We start from the raw sequence: 14,581 nt of genomic DNA on the forward strand, positions 1-14,581 counted from the left end.
AGATAATATTTGATTTTTAAAGTTCCCTGTAGGGATAAACTTTAAGGTAGTAAATAATTAAAAAATATATATCCAATTATTTAATGGCTTGTAATATAGCAGAAAAATAGTCTGGTTGTTCAGGTCTTGGATACCACCCTAAGGAGAGATTATTAGTGTATGATTTATGTTCATTAATGACGAGTAATTCGCCTGAGTCAATATAGGGATCGGCAAATTCTTTAGATAGAACACCATAACCTAATTCACTAATAAATAATTGCGCAATACTTTCTGTATTATTGACAAAATGTCTCTCTGTTTGAACGAATTTTAATAAATCATATTTTTTCAAATAAGAAAAAGTCATTTGATCATCTTGTCCAAAGTCAATTATTTTTTCCTTGGAGATGATATCTGTAAGTCTACGATGTTTCCATTTCGCCGAACAGACTAACAAATAGTGCTCTGGCTGTAATGGTTTACTTATCATTTCCTGCGTCACTTGCTCTGGCGACAATACTACTAAATCAAAGGTACCAGACTTGAGTTGATGACTGATATCCATACTGTCATCAATTAAAAATGACAGATACAATTTAGGAAATGTTTTCATTATTTCCCTGCATTGAGGGATTATACGTGAGCGCATCACACTTGTTGGGCCTGCAATTTTGATTCGTAAATTCGATAAAGTTCCAGCACCTTGAATACTTGTTAATACCGAACAACCCATTTCTGCTACGCGCTGACAATAACGATGCAACTGCTCTCCTTCTGGAGTTAATTGCATACCACGACGGCTACGGATAAATAATGTAATCTTTAGTTTTTGTTCTAACTGACGTAATCGTTGGGTAACTGCTGTTTGCGTTAAAAAAAGTGATTCTGCGGCAGCATGCACTGTACCTTCGCGAACAATCGCTTCAAAAGCAATCAATTGAGGATCGAGCAATATCAAAATAATTTATCAATTTATTAAAATAATGAATTATACATATCAAAAATCTCAAATTACAATACCCCCTTTATTTAAAATCTTAACCTCGGGAGGTACAAAATGGCCCAGTTGAATTATGCTACTTGCTTGGATTATGAAAAAGCCAAAGCGGTAATTTTTGGGGTAAATACACAATGTGCAGGCACAGCACCAACTTTTTCTTGTAAGTCAAAACAAACTGAGTTTTCAGCAGATTTTATTCGTACAATTGATAATAGGTTGTATTCACTTCCAGAAAACTTCAAATCTGGGGATGCGCTTTGGGATGCAGGAAATTTGGAAATAACAGATCATACTTTAGCAAATGAAATCGAAATCGTATCAACATGTTTTTATGAATTAATCAGAAATAACAAGAAGCCTATCTGTTTAGGTGGCGATCATATTATTAAATATGCTGCGATGAAAGCCTTAGATCAAGTGATACCAAAGGAATATGGAGTAATCTATCTCGATGCGCATCCTGATTGTGAAGCTCAAGATACGCTTTCATATAGCTCTATATTACATCATGGTTTTCTGCTGCCATCATTAACTCCTCGTCAAATTATGTTAATGGGTATCCGTCAATTTACTGAAAGTGAAGCTTCAGCATTATCTCACTACCATCCTGACATAGGAGTTATTATGGGAAGCGAATTTTACAATACCCAAATGGAAGTTTTATCACAAAAAATTATCACTCAATTTAGCGGACTAAAATACCTCTATTTGTCTATTGATCTCGATGGATTAAATCCTGCATGCGCGCCAGCTGTAGAGAGTCCTTACCCAGGAGGGCCTGACATAAATCAGATCCTTTATTTACTCCATATTTTGCACCAGCACTTCACTTTTATTGGAATGGATATAAGCGAACTCATTCCGGAGCTCGATCATACCCATAGCACTGCATTGTCAGCAGCACGAATTTTAAAAGAATTCTATAGTGTTGCTTAAGTTAAAGGACACCACCATCTACTACAATCACTTTTCCGGTAATATAAGCTGCCTTATCTGAAGCCAAAAAAACGATAGTGTGTGCGATTTCTTCAGGAAGACCCGCACGCTTTAAAGGAACTGACTCCAGAAAAGCAGCTTTGTTTTCTTCTGTACCTGTGAAGCGATCGAGCATATCTGTATTGATCGGACCGGGGGCAACCGCATTAACACGGACATTAGCAACTGATGCTTCAAGCGCCGCAACTTTTGTAAATCCTTCAACCGCATGCTTCGAAGCACAATAAATAGACGCCCCTGGGACTCCTTTTTGACCGGCAATTGATGAAAGATTAATGATACATCCGGAGCCTTGCGGCATCATCGCCTTTAGCTCATGCTTTATGCATAAAAAAACGCCAAATACATTTGTATCAAAAATGGAGTGATAATTTTCTATAGTCTGATCTATAAATGGCCCAGCTATACCTTCGGTTCCAGCATTATTAACCGCCACATCCAAACGACCAAAACGCTTTACGGTTCTCTCTATAAGCTCTTTCACCTCATTATCATAGCGCACATCAGTTCGAATAAACATCACATCCACACCAAGAGCGCTGAGGTCTTTTGCTAACGCCTCTCCTAACTCTTGCTTACGCCCAGAAATTACTATATTTGCACCTTCCTGGGCAAATGCAAAAGCGGTTGCTTTGCCAATTCCAGCGAGAGCCCCTGTAATAAGAACGGTTTTCTTTTCCATCTTTAATTCCTTTATTTTATATCCCTGCTTTAACCACATTCAGTATAGTACAAATGAGTCATAAATATTATTTTTACTTTTTTTATCTGCATGACTCGTTTCTCACAGGCTCATAATGGTAAAATATTTGCGCTTTTACACTAAATTTTAGATTCAATTTATGAAAAAAGAAATTGCAGCTGTCTATGTCATCAAACCGGAATTTCTTCCACTTCTTTCTGAAGAATTGGACAATGTTTCCTATGCTACAGAAGATTTAATCTTTTCTTCTCATAAAAAACGGGATGTCTGTTTTGCCCAAGATATTTGGTTGAAACCGCAAAAAGTAACATTTCAATCTATCTCTGAAGCGGTGAGAATTTTACGCCAAGCAGGGAAATTCTGGTACTTACACCCTATTTCTCATATAAGACGCTCACGATTAATCGAAGAACAATTACGTAAACTTCCTCCCCTCCTACGTCATTTCCCCATTGAGTCTGAAATTCCATCAATTGGTGCTTTCAGTCTGTTAGATAATAATACATTGATTTATAGCGCAAAACGCCAAAAAAAATGGCCTCAAGGAAAATGCGATTTTATTGAAGATAAAATAAATCCCCCCAATAGAGCCTACTTAAAACTTTGGGAAGCACTCACTCTTTTAGGGGAATATCCCAAACCAGGTGATAAAGCTCTCGATTTAGGTGCTTCACCCGGAGGATGGACGTATGTCTTGCACTCTTTAGGCGCGTCAGTAACTGCAGTAGATAAAGCGTTATTAGATCCTAAAATTGCACAACTACCGCGCGTTACCACCTTACAACAAAGTGCTTTTGCTCTAGAGCCGGCTCAATTGGCACAAAATTATGATTGGGTTTTATCTGATGTAGCATGCTATCCTGATCGTGCTTATGCACTCATTATGAAATGGATAGAATCTGAGAAAGCAAAGCAAATGATTTTTACTATAAAATTACAAGGTAAAATTGAGTTGTCTACACTAAAACAATTTCAAAAAATACCTAACTCTTTCCTTACTAACATGTTTTATAACAAGCATGAAGTAACATTTTTTTATCCTTTCATGAAGTAAAGCTGGGGCAGAGATCCTTTTCTTGACTGGTTTTGTTATCCCGCACCAGAATAATTAGTTATTTATATACAAAATTTTGACTCTTGACCTTATAAAGCCCTAACAACTTCATCAAGATCTGTGCCTGGATCAAGATAGAGGAAATGAGGATGGTTATATACCTTGATCGTATTTAAAAAGGAAATAACATAATCCTCTTCGCCTATTATAAGTTTTCAATACCTACTTTAGTGTAGGGTACTGTTCTGTAACATTGTGAAGACATTGATGGAACAAATAAATTTTTTTCACTCTCAGACCACTCATCATCTCAATAACTACGGTTTCCGGAATTAATTTTGTTTTTTACGACAAGATATAATAAAAATGAGAATCATTTGTGTGCGACACCAGCACCAATTTACCAGTCCTGGAACTCTGACTTTAATACATCCAGTTTGAAGAAATAAATTGTCCTAAAAAATACTGAACAATCGTAATTACTCCATTAATTTTAAAGACAAAAATGATCTATCACGATTAAAAAATACACACAATAAACTTTACTGTGAAGACATATTGACACCAATATAAATAGCACACTGTTCTTGCCCCATATATACTTCAAAATCTGTCTCATACGCTCTGGAAATATTGGATTGTGTATCAAAAAAACTCCAAACTGCCTGCCAGGTTTTAATAATTGTTTCTGGCATTGGACCAGTATTTTTAAAAATAAGATAATTCCCTTTTTTTATACTGACACTAGAACCATAACTTATTGTTTTCGAATCATTAATCTCTATCCCGGCAGTAACTGTATAAAACCCCTTATCATCTGATTCATAATCAGAATAAACCCCATAAATCAGTGAATTAGGTTTTTGAGCAGCTATTTGTGACTGATGGAATCTGTCCCAAAGCGCAGGTAATTTTGCTGTTTGAGGATTAAATTCATTGATATTTTTGGTCCTCTCTCTCAGTCCCACAACGTTAAATGCTTCGACTTTAATAAGTTCCGGTGTAATTTGTCTCATAAATGTACTCGCTTTTTTATTGTTATAAACCTTAAGCCAGCATGGCAGTAGCTATAATTAATTTATCGTTTTCGCTCGCTCTGGCCCATTGTACTTCTCGTCGAAAAGGATGAAAATTTTCATTTATTTTAACTTGATACGATTCGCCAGAGTTTACAATCCCTATCGCTGTAAAGAACTTCAATAGAGTCATTCGGTTGAATACGTTTTAAGGGGACAAGTGTTCCATGACAAACATGCACATATCCCATATGTTTACCTAAAAGAACATGCTCTGCTGGAGCAACAGCAAGTCAATTTTTATTCATAATACTTTATTAATTGCATTAGAGAAATTTCAGTCTAATCCAATTTGGTGACAGTTTTTGTCAGGAGAAATTAACTTTTGTTAATTTCTTCAATGAGTTTTACTACATCTGAAGAAAGTTCAAATGAATCCAAATCTAAGTCTTCTTTCATATGCTGCTGATTGCTTGTACCTGTCAAGGGCACTATCCCAATTTGCAAGGCAAATCGAAAAATAATTTGTGGTATTGATTTCTTATATTGGGTAGCAATCTCATGCATTTTATTAGTGAGTAAATAAGATTGATTTGCTGTCAATAAGGAAAATCCCTGATAAAGTATGTTGTGCTTTTTACAAAATGATCGAATGGAGAAATCCCAGTAACTGCTTGCAAAACATCGATTTTGTACCAGTGACGGTTTGATAACAGCCGCATTATAAAGGACTTTCAGTTGTTCCAGATCCACATTGGAAACACCAAGTAACCTGACTTTCCCTTCATAATACAAATCCTCCATAGCCTTCCAAATATCTAAATCATCTTGTACAACTTTAGAATAATAAGTGGGCCCATGAAGTATATAAGAATCAATATAATCAGTTTGTAAATGATCTAAAGAACTTAAAAACGATTGTCTCACTTGATTACTATAAGAATCGGTTTCATTGTAAGGTTTGTTATGATCTTGACTAGAGGCAGGAGTAAATTTTGTTTGCAAAAATAAATCACCCCGACTTTTCCCTGTGTTTTTTAAGAATTGTTGGATCCCAAGCCCAACACCCTCTTCAAAATAATGTTTCAGCTGATTTGCTGTATCAATCCCAAGATATCCATTTTCCAATGCCTGAAGAGTTAGCATTTGGGTTTTCTCTTTTTTCCAAGCAGTACCGTATATAAAAGGTGGAACGCTAACATGATTCAGGTTATGTTTAAATGATTTAAGCATGATATTTATCGCTAAATGTATGATTATAGAAATAGTTATATAGTATTCTTTAAGAAATAAATCAATTTGTACTAACCTTCCAGGGACTATTAGCAATTCTACTATCTTGGCTAAAAAGTGCGATTTTATGTGCTCCAATACCCACCTACTTTAGGGTATGCTGTGTTTCGGTACATCTTTTTGGCTCTGACAAATTGGCGACAGTCCCCTAATATTAATAAAAAACAAGGGGTAGTTATGAATATTACGTTAATTGGTCTAGGCAAAATGGGTTCAGTTTTAGCTCAGCGATTATTGGCAGCTGATTTTAAATTAACCGTATTTAATCGTACAGCCGAAAAAGCGATACCGATAGTTAAAGCAGGCGCCATAGGCGCAAATACCATTGAAGAAGCTGTAAAAGATGCAAAAATTATCATTACTTGCCTCCTTGATGATCATGCAGTTTTAGAAACAGCTGAAAGTTTTGTTCCTATGTTGTCCCCCCATGCTATTCATATAGGCACATCAACTATATTGCCCGAAACATCGAAAACATTAAGTGTGTTGCATAAAAAACAGGGTAGTACCTATATTGCAGCAAATGTTTTAGGTGTCCCTAAAGTCGCTGCTCGAGGAGAGCTCACTACGCTCGTTGCAGGTCAGAAAGAAATCATTGAGCAGTGTAAACCAATATTTGCGGCATACTCCGTCAAAGTTATTTCTGTAGGCTCGCATCCTTTTCAAGCAAATGTAATTAAAATATGCATGAATTATTTCCTTGTGACGGCAATAGAGGCAATGGGAGAGCTCTATGCATTTGCTGAAAAAAGTGAGGTTGATACCTCTATTCTTAATACATTGTTTCATTCTGTATTTGCTCATCCCGCATTTGAACTGTATGTCGATAAAATCAAACAACGTAACTTTGATGATGTGAATTTTGATATGAAGGGAGGCCTGAAAGATATAAACTTATTTCAACAGGCTTTTGCTCAGGTAGGAGTTGTTCCTGATATAGCCAACATTATCAAGAATAAATTTATTATCGCCTTAGCTCATCATATGGAAAACAAGGATTGGAGCGGGGTCACAGAAATAACACGTTTACAGTCAAACATTAAATAAGCAACCTACTCTATTTTTCTTTAAAATTGCAGACTTAGAGCGCCTTGGGTTTCTATTTTTAAACAAATAAATACAAGAATAAATAAGTTTTTATGATATATATTTTCATGATATAGGAAAATCACAGGGATATTTTATGGATATAATTCAAATTCCTAATTTACAGCAAAAAGCATCGCGAATTTGTTTAGGAACTTGGGCTGTTGGTGGTTGGATGTGGAGTGGCCGATACGTACCTTGCAACCGCCTTATCATCTTTTTGAGCGAGGTATTGAAGAGAAGATTCTTCCTTTTACTCAAAAACAAGGGATCATTACCTTGGCTTACGTTTCTGTGTGTCGAGGACTCTAAGTGGGAAAATGACTCCATATACACAATTTTCCAAGCGATGATTTAAGAAATAATGATCTAAAATTTCAACCGTCGCAATTGGCAAGGTATCTTAAAGCCGTTGCCGCACTGAACGAATTTGCTCAAGCAAACTTCCATAAAAAAGTATTGACCCTTGCAATTTGCTGGGTTTTGGATAAAGGTTCTTTGGGATGCGAGACAGTCCTGAACAATTTGCAAATGTCAATGAGTTAATGGGATGGACCATTGATTCGGATGCCATGCAGCAAATTGATACAATTCTTGAACAATTTATTGCAAACCCAATTGGTTCTGAATTTATGGCTCCTCCAAAATGAAAATGTATAAACGTGGCGAGGAAGAATAAATCTTAGTTTTGTTTCACTTTAAGCTTGGCTTTTAAGCCCGAGATATTCACATATTTTAAAAAGCTAAATATCTCTCATTCCCTACATCCCACTGACGAGTGCGGAACATTAAGGCTTACAGATTAAACAAATTATACCTCCGAGCTAAAGCCCAGCATCTATCGAATTATAGAGTACTCGAAGAACCATTGAGCGAGAAATTCACTAAGACACGAGTTATTCTAATACCACTTGTTAGGATACTTATTAATTGGACTTGTTCATAGTCAGCACCTTCCATTTTTTTAAAAGAGCCAGACGGCGTTCAGGATAATTCGTTTCTGTGAGATTTAATTCAATAAGGCGATCAGTTCGAAAGTGGCGAAAATCCTGTCTTAATTCACACCACGCTATAAGGATTCGGACTTGGTCAAAAAATCCCAATGCCAAGGGCCAAACGATTCGTTGCGAAGAATTTTCATTTGCATCTTGATAAGTCAACTGAAGTTTCTTCTCCAGTCGTATTGCTTTTCTAATCAAAATTAAATCTGCATCCCTGCTTTCAGTGATATTTCCAGGTGCAATGAGCAGCCCAGAGATATCTAATTGCTCACGTAATTCATTTGGAAGCACAGCTGCGATTTTAGCTAAGGCATTTTGGGCAGCAACTTTGAGTTTGCTGTCTGTTCGATCTACAACCCAACGAGAACCAAGAACTATGGCTTCGATTTCATCAGCTGTAAACATGAGTGGAGGAAGAGTAAATCCTGGACGCAACACATACCCCATACCCGCCTCCCCCTCAATTGGAGCTCCCTGGCCTTTCAACATAGAAATATCTCGATACAAAGTACGAAGACTAATCCCTAACTCTTGTGCAAGTGATACTCCGCTTACTGGAAAACGATGACGTCTTAAGAGCTGAATTAAGTCTAATAATCGTTCAGTTCGTGACATTGCCAACACTCTTTAATATTGCATCGTAATTGCAGAAGTTGTATTTTTTTCAGCACCGTTCAATACTTCTTCCTCTTTATCGAATTTTTGTAGTATGTTATCTGTTATTTTTTTTGCTTGTTTGTAGAGCGAAGAGGTAACATAACTCATCGGTAAATGGCTAAGCTCAGCCAAAAAGTGCTTGGCTGTAGTTAAATCATTCAATCCAGCACCCCTTAAGATTGATTCGATAGAATCACCTTGATAGGCATTATTAATCATGGCACCAGAGAACGGCAATAGTTTTTCTGCGACGAGTAAATTTAATAAAGCTTCTTGATAGTTATCCGCCTGATAATTGATGAGACAAAGAAGCAAGTAACCAGGGGTCCAGTATAATTCTGCAAGACGTAGTGCATAAATTAAAGCCTGATCCAATTTACCCGCCTGAAAAGCATCTAGATACATAGCATTGAGTGCAGGAAAATAACCAAGTTGTGCGGCACATTTTAAATAAGCATGAGCATAGGACCTATAACGAGAATTCTCTGAAGTATTGTTAAACTTGTATTGAACATAAATATAAATTCCTTTGAGCAAATCAAAAGTAGGTAATGTTACTTGTGGCTTATACTCATGTGGTTTTGCTGGTTCATCATCGTTTATATCTTCTTCATCTATGGGGTTATGGCCTCGACCACTTAAGCGCCATCGTTCATTCCAAAAAGGAGTTAAAACTGGCAGTTTGCAAAAGTCATCGAGTTTTGGATAGGTAAAAGTCGCTCTGATTAATACACCCAAGTCAATATTTTTAATAATGTTTACCAGAACTGCGGTATATGCCTCCGTTTCAACCTTATCTTGCTGTTGTTGCTCAATTAATGCCAGTATGGGATTGAGCGCTATAAGCTCTTCTTTACTTAATTTTACAAATTCAGTGAACGGTATATGTTCCATAAAAATACCTTTATATTTGAGCGGTATTGATTATAAAAAAAAGAGATATTTGTTTCCGGATTGTTTTTAAATGTAACTTTGCTAAGTAAATATCTCTTAAACCAATTCAGCCCAACATTCGATTAAAAAGTTTGCACTGAAACGAGAGGCAGAACTGTCTCCTCAACTTTATTTTTCTCAGTTGATTCTACCGTTTTTTTAACAATAACAGGTAACCGGATATTTTCGTCAACTTTTGGAAGAAGTCGAACCGCCTCGCTAAACGAATCTTCCTTAGCCGTATTATTCTGGGAGACAGATTTATTAAAAAATCTAAATAATGGACTTTTCTTAAGTACATCAACTGCTTCAGATGTACAGTACTCGTCTTGTGCTTTTTTCACCATTCCTGTTTTTGGCTCCGTCGTAAGTTCTGTAATTTCTATCCCCGTTGCTTTAGGTTTACTAATTTTTTGAGTCATCGTTTGACAATACTCAGGATTTGGAAGAGCTCCAAAGCGTTCATAGAGAAACTCTTCAAATCGTTCTGGGGATAAACCAAAATCTGTGTTCGATCGCTCATTGACTAGATCCATAACAGTTTGATTAATTTTTTCAGGTGAAGCAGAAGGATAGCTCACTGTAAAAAAGACTGCAAGTTGCGTTGCATTCATTACATTGACATTAAGACTGGATACAGTTGCTTTTAGTGTAACGGGATCTTGAGAAATCGGCATATAGTTTGTCAATGCACATACAGACGAAACAACACCTCCGATAGTAATAGGTACTTGACCGCTTCGAGGTAAAAAGCTAGAAACAGTAGGAGACGTTGGCGTGGTTTTGCTTTTATTATAATAAGTGCCTTGTGCTGCTCCGATAATAAATAAATCATTTTTTGCGGTAGACCATCCTAATTTACACCCTTTTTCACCGGTAACACAATTTTTATCGAAATAAGGAGTAATCTCATCTTTAAGGCCGTCAGATATAATTTCAGGAAGCCCGCCTAATTCGTAGGGTTCTTGACCAATACAGTTGAATAAATAATCCACTGTAAACTTATGCTTAGGTGGTTCATTTTCTTTTTCGGAAACTTCAATCAAAAGTTTTCCATCCTGGTCTTTATCTCCAGCAACATAAGAAATAGATGTGATCACTCCAGTGAGTTGCACTGAGCGACTGTTCACGATAATTGCATTAACCCTCGGGCCTGCCTCAATAGCTAATTCAAAACCACTACGGCCTACCCAAGCCACTGGTTTCGCAGTAAGCGCAGCAACTTCCATTGCCCATGCAGCAGTTGCACCTCCTCCATAAACAAGAACAGTTTTATCTTTACACTTTTCCACACCGGGCGTAAGAATATCGGTATAGTTTAACACTCTGGCCCTTGCATCAGGTGTGCTTAGACCTTTTTGTAAATTTTCCTCAAGCGTCCTTGCAGGACCAGCACCAGTTGCAATGATAATTTTATCTACGTCCAAAGAATGGCCACTTAGAGTTTCTATTTTTAAATGACCATCATCTTTTTCTCTCTCGATATTTTTCACTCTTTCTTTGCTGGCAATGAATACCTGCTTTCCTTTAGTGCGCAGAGACTCTACTGTCGCTTTCTCAAGTTCGATCAGTCTGGACTGGTAATCGTGAGAGTGTACATAAGCTGACATAGGCTGATGTGGTAAGACCTTTTTTGTCTGATCATGCTCAGCAGGATCAATAAATTCGTAACTTGGTTCATGGGGCATAGCAAAAATATGATGAGGTTGGGCTAGCCTGTGCGCGGCAGTACCCCAATATCCTCGGTCACCTAATATCAGTACATGAGAATACTCTTTTTCAATATCTTGGGTGTAGAGATAGGTCAGTGCAGCGGTACCTCCACCTATGACTACTAATACCTTACCGGTTTTCGCAGACATCTGAAAATCTTCTATAGAACCTACTGTAGTTTTACTGCTTGTGCTAATTTCTGTTTTACCATCTTTGGAAGCGGTAGATTTGTCAGTAGAAAGAAGGGTTTTAATTTGTTCATGACTTTGCATAATTACTATCCTGAAAAATACATGTGGGCAAAATAAAGCCATTTTGACATAAAATTATTAATGAAATATTAAGCCAGTTTCTTTCGCTGATTTTTTTATCTTATGTGCTTATTGCTGAAGCAATGAAGTAGTTAAAAATAGGAAACCCAGTATAGGACTAGAACATTATGAGTGCTGTTCAGAGGATTGCTGAAAAATATGTAAACTACTTTCGATGTCTCTGATATTTATTCAAAATCCCCTCTATTTTCCTTATAAGGCAAATGGTATTGTACAGGTCTATAAAATTTAGGATTGCTTTAAGATCAGAGGCATTCGTCTGATTGTAAGGAAAAAAGGGATGATAGATAGTATTCATAATTTTCAGATTAAGAAACTTCATTTTATTTCTCTTTTATGCCTTTTTTCGTTTTTGTACTCATTTTCTGCATTTGCAGCACATAAAGTCATCAATTTAAACATTGCTTATAAAACAGTCTATTTTGCTAAGAAGCCAGCCCAAGCTATTGCTGTAAATAATCAAATTCCTGCACCTACCTTACATTTTAAAGAAGGAGATCAAGTAACGATTAATGTTTACAACCACCTTGATAAAGGAACTGCCTTGCATTGGCATGGTGTATTGGTGCCTTGGCAAATGGATGGTGTGGAAGGTGTATCTCAAACTGAAATTCCGCCAGGTGGTGTTTATCACTATCAATTTACTTTAAAACAATCCGGTACGTATTGGTACCATGCTCACGCCGGCCTTGAGGAGCAACAGGGTTTATATGGAGCATTTTTGATTGATCCCAAGGAAGTACCCCCATATACGTATACTAAAGATTATGTGATCGTTTTATCCGATTGGATTAATACCAAGCCTGATCGGGTTTTAGCGAATCTCAAAAAGGATGGGGATTATTATGCTCCTCGTTTTCCACTACAACCATCACTAGTCAAATTTATTCATGATTATCAAAAAGCATCTAAAAAAGAACGACAAAGCCTTCTTGATGATTATAAAAGCATGCAGCAAATGCGCATGAGCATTTATGATATCAGTGACGTCGCTTTTGATGCTTTTCTAATGAATGGCCATACTAACGCGGATCCATGGACCGCCCCGGTGAAAGTTGGCGATATCGTACGCCTGCGATTTATTGATGCTGGCAGTAGTACGATTTTCCGCGTCAAAATACCTGGATCGATGATGAAAGTCGTACAAGCTGATGGAAATAATGTAAAGCCTTATTCCCTTGAAGAATTAATCATTTCGCCTGCTGAGACTTATGATGTTTTAATAAAAATAGAAAAAAATGAACCCTATATTATTTACACAGGTTCAAAAGATACTGTAGGCACCGCATATGGTGCTTTAAAAACAGTACCAAATCAAATCGTTGACTACAGCCAAGTAAAACCTTTTCATGAGCCCATTCCTGTCACTCGAGAAATGATGAACATTATGATGGGCGGGATGTATCACGGTACCTTACCTATGAATCAGCAAAAACCGCACCCATCAAAGTCCTCAAGGCAGCAAAAGCACTCCATGAAAATGGACCATAACATGCCTATGAGTCATTCCATGAATATGAAAATGAACCATCACATGCCAACAGAGCCAACTCTCTTTAAAGATACGATATCCCCTTCTGATTCATCCTACATGACTTCGTTGGAAACAAATTATCGCGATTTAACTGCTGCAGTTCCAACCAATGATCCGAATAAACCTGTTGAAGGAGTGATTAATTTGGAGTTATTTGGTTACATGGGGCAATTTATTTGGTTTATTAACGGAGTTCCCGGTTATAAGGCTAAGCCCATCTCCTTAAAACCGGGCAAACGTTATCGTTTTGTCTTTACGAATACGTCCATGATGCATCACCCGATGCATATTCATGGTCATTGGTTTATTCTACGCACAGGAAAGAATGCCTTTGATCCTTTGAAGCACACGCTTGATATTCCACCGGGCGGTACCATAACTGCTGATGTAGATACTGATGCAAGCGGCCAATGGTTCTTCCATTGCCATATGCTTTATCACATGATGGCTGGAATGAACCGGGTCTTTCAATATACCACCATAGTTGAAATCGTTGAACATAAAGCTAAGCCAGAAGATATTGAGAAAAATACTGATTATTATAATCGTCCCATTATTCGGGTCGATGAGGCAATCAGACCAATTAACTTGCATTTAGTAAAGCATCCGATGGCTCATGGTGGAGGCTTTTGGCTTGCTACTTTTTTGGATGTAGGTGCCGATCCTTTCCATAATGCACAACAATTTACTTACAAAGGGATGTATGGTCCTGACTATAATAAACTGGAGTTATTTATCAATGACGCTGAAATTTATAGGAACACTGTTGAAAACGCTGATATTGATATATTTTACTGGCATTTAATCACTCAATTTTGGGCGGTTAAAGGAGGAATAAACTATTTTAATCAACCTGCCACGCGACCTTATTGGCAAGCTGGTCTTGGCCTGGAAGGGTTAATGCCATTTTTCATTGACACCGATATAAGAACTTATTTTTATGGTGGCAGTGCTAAATTTGATATTGAATTATCACGAGATACCCAAATTACCAATAATTTCTTTATCAGAACAGGTATTCGCAGCATTTTAGCAACCAAAACGGTGGTTAACGCTCAAATTGGCAGTGGATTGAATCAAATGCGTTATACTTTAAGGCCCTATTACCGTCTGATACCCGGCATAAATTTATTTGTTGAATATGAAAATGAACATGATTATGGTGCGTTTAAAACCTTTGAGGATACAAGTACTACTCCAGATATCTCCAATACAGTTTCTTTAGGAGCCTCGTTCCTTTTTTAAAACATGGGTGAGAAGTTAGGATAACGGTTGTTCCAT

General features: G+C 37.1%; 13 protein-coding genes. 6 read left to right on the forward strand and 7 right to left on the reverse strand.

From position 1 onward, the window contains the following. Nucleotides 1–76: 76 nt before the first annotated feature. Entirely contained in the window at nucleotides 77–940 is an 864-nt protein-coding gene (locus tag Lpar_RS13340) for a LysR family transcriptional regulator (protein WP_058518391.1), read from the reverse strand. A gap of 99 nt (nucleotides 941–1,039) precedes the next feature. Between Lpar_RS13340 and Lpar_RS13345 the strand changes: the two genes are divergently transcribed. Next, nucleotides 1,040–1,918, forward strand: a complete 879-nt coding sequence (locus Lpar_RS13345; RefSeq protein WP_058518392.1) for an arginase family protein — start codon at nucleotides 1,040–1,042, stop codon at nucleotides 1,916–1,918. A gap of 1 nt (nucleotide 1,919) precedes the next feature. On the opposite strand, the gene Lpar_RS13350 is transcribed toward Lpar_RS13345, so the two are convergent. Further along, nucleotides 1,920–2,660 carry an SDR family NAD(P)-dependent oxidoreductase gene (locus Lpar_RS13350; RefSeq protein WP_058518393.1) on the reverse strand — a complete coding sequence of 247 codons (741 nt, stop codon included), beginning with the start codon at nucleotides 2,658–2,660 and terminating at the stop codon, nucleotides 1,920–1,922. Nucleotides 2,661–2,820: 160 nt separating this feature from the next. Here Lpar_RS13350 and Lpar_RS13355 point away from each other — a divergent pair, with 160 nt between their 5' ends. Beyond that, entirely contained in the window at nucleotides 2,821–3,735 is a 915-nt protein-coding gene (locus tag Lpar_RS13355; protein WP_058518394.1) for an SAM-dependent methyltransferase, read from the forward strand. Nucleotides 3,736–4,277: 542 nt separating this feature from the next. On the opposite strand, the gene Lpar_RS19415 is transcribed toward Lpar_RS13355, so the two are convergent. Together Lpar_RS19415 and Lpar_RS13365 are read right to left on the reverse strand one after the other, a co-directional pair. Then, nucleotides 4,278–4,751: a GyrI-like domain-containing protein gene (locus Lpar_RS19415; protein WP_065236074.1), complete on the reverse strand. Its 474-nt coding sequence runs from the start codon at nucleotides 4,749–4,751 to the stop codon at nucleotides 4,278–4,280. A gap of 378 nt (nucleotides 4,752–5,129) precedes the next feature. Next, nucleotides 5,130–5,984 carry an aldo/keto reductase family protein gene (locus tag Lpar_RS13365; RefSeq protein ID WP_058519276.1) on the reverse strand — a complete coding sequence of 285 codons (855 nt, stop codon included), beginning with the start codon at nucleotides 5,982–5,984 and terminating at the stop codon, nucleotides 5,130–5,132. Nucleotides 5,985–6,221: 237 nt separating this feature from the next. Between Lpar_RS13365 and Lpar_RS13370 the strand changes: the two genes are divergently transcribed. The 3 genes from Lpar_RS13370 (at nucleotide 6,222) to Lpar_RS18895 (ending at nucleotide 7,780) form a co-directional block, all read left to right on the forward strand. Then, complete coding sequence (locus tag Lpar_RS13370; RefSeq protein WP_058518395.1) at nucleotides 6,222–7,091, forward strand: NAD(P)-dependent oxidoreductase; 870 nt, start codon at nucleotides 6,222–6,224, stop codon at nucleotides 7,089–7,091. A 183-nt stretch (nucleotides 7,092–7,274) separates the two neighbouring features. Then, nucleotides 7,275–7,442 (forward strand): hypothetical protein, encoded by a 168-nt coding sequence (locus Lpar_RS19030; protein WP_162264348.1) that lies wholly within the window; start codon nucleotides 7,275–7,277, stop codon nucleotides 7,440–7,442. A gap of 191 nt (nucleotides 7,443–7,633) precedes the next feature. Further along, a complete protein-coding gene (locus tag Lpar_RS18895; protein ID WP_156416207.1) occupies nucleotides 7,634–7,780 on the forward strand; it encodes a hypothetical protein in 147 nt (48 codons plus the stop codon). A gap of 276 nt (nucleotides 7,781–8,056) precedes the next feature. On the opposite strand, the gene Lpar_RS13380 is transcribed toward Lpar_RS18895, so the two are convergent. The 3 genes from Lpar_RS13380 to Lpar_RS13390 all read right to left on the reverse strand — a co-directional run bounded on the left by Lpar_RS13380 (nucleotide 8,057) and on the right by Lpar_RS13390 (nucleotide 11,706). Beyond that, nucleotides 8,057–8,746, reverse strand: coding sequence for a helix-turn-helix transcriptional regulator (locus Lpar_RS13380; RefSeq protein ID WP_058518397.1), 690 nt, complete (start codon nucleotides 8,744–8,746; stop codon nucleotides 8,057–8,059). Nucleotides 8,747–8,758: 12 nt separating this feature from the next. After that, on the reverse strand, nucleotides 8,759–9,682 hold the full coding sequence (locus Lpar_RS13385; RefSeq protein ID WP_058518398.1) for a DUF5630 domain-containing protein: 924 nt from the start codon (nucleotides 9,680–9,682) through the stop codon (nucleotides 8,759–8,761). 122 nt (nucleotides 9,683–9,804) lie between these two features. Continuing rightward, nucleotides 9,805–11,706: an FAD-dependent oxidoreductase gene (locus Lpar_RS13390; protein WP_058518399.1), complete on the reverse strand. Its 1,902-nt coding sequence runs from the start codon at nucleotides 11,704–11,706 to the stop codon at nucleotides 9,805–9,807. Between the two features lie 340 nt (nucleotides 11,707–12,046). Between Lpar_RS13390 and Lpar_RS13395 the strand changes: the two genes are divergently transcribed. Continuing rightward, nucleotides 12,047–14,545, forward strand: a complete 2,499-nt coding sequence (locus Lpar_RS13395; protein ID WP_058518400.1) for a multicopper oxidase domain-containing protein — start codon at nucleotides 12,047–12,049, stop codon at nucleotides 14,543–14,545. Nucleotides 14,546–14,581 lie beyond the last annotated feature (36 nt).

Source organism: Legionella parisiensis, assembly GCF_001467945.1.
GTDB lineage: Bacteria > Pseudomonadota > Gammaproteobacteria > Legionellales > Legionellaceae > Legionella > Legionella parisiensis.

Coding starts and splice junctions, on each gene's coding strand:
- Lpar_RS13345 (WP_058518392.1), top strand. CDS start 1,040: ATGGCCCAGTTGAATTATGCTACTTGCTTGGATTATGAAAAAGCCAAA.
- Lpar_RS13350 (WP_058518393.1), bottom strand. CDS start 2,660: ATGGAAAAGAAAACCGTTCTTATTACAGGGGCTCTCGCTGGAATTGGC.
- Lpar_RS13355 (WP_058518394.1), top strand. CDS start 2,821: ATGAAAAAAGAAATTGCAGCTGTCTATGTCATCAAACCGGAATTTCTT.
- Lpar_RS19415 (WP_065236074.1), bottom strand. CDS start 4,751: ATGAGACAAATTACACCGGAACTTATTAAAGTCGAAGCATTTAACGTT.
- Lpar_RS13365 (WP_058519276.1), bottom strand. CDS start 5,984: ATGCTTAAATCATTTAAACATAACCTGAATCATGTTAGCGTTCCACCT.
- Lpar_RS13370 (WP_058518395.1), top strand. CDS start 6,222: ATGAATATTACGTTAATTGGTCTAGGCAAAATGGGTTCAGTTTTAGCT.
- Lpar_RS18895 (WP_156416207.1), top strand. CDS start 7,634: ATGCGAGACAGTCCTGAACAATTTGCAAATGTCAATGAGTTAATGGGA.
- Lpar_RS13380 (WP_058518397.1), bottom strand. CDS start 8,746: ATGTCACGAACTGAACGATTATTAGACTTAATTCAGCTCTTAAGACGT.
- Lpar_RS13385 (WP_058518398.1), bottom strand. CDS start 9,682: ATGGAACATATACCGTTCACTGAATTTGTAAAATTAAGTAAAGAAGAG.
- Lpar_RS13390 (WP_058518399.1), bottom strand. CDS start 11,706: ATGCAAAGTCATGAACAAATTAAAACCCTTCTTTCTACTGACAAATCT.
- Lpar_RS13395 (WP_058518400.1), top strand. CDS start 12,047: ATGATAGATAGTATTCATAATTTTCAGATTAAGAAACTTCATTTTATT.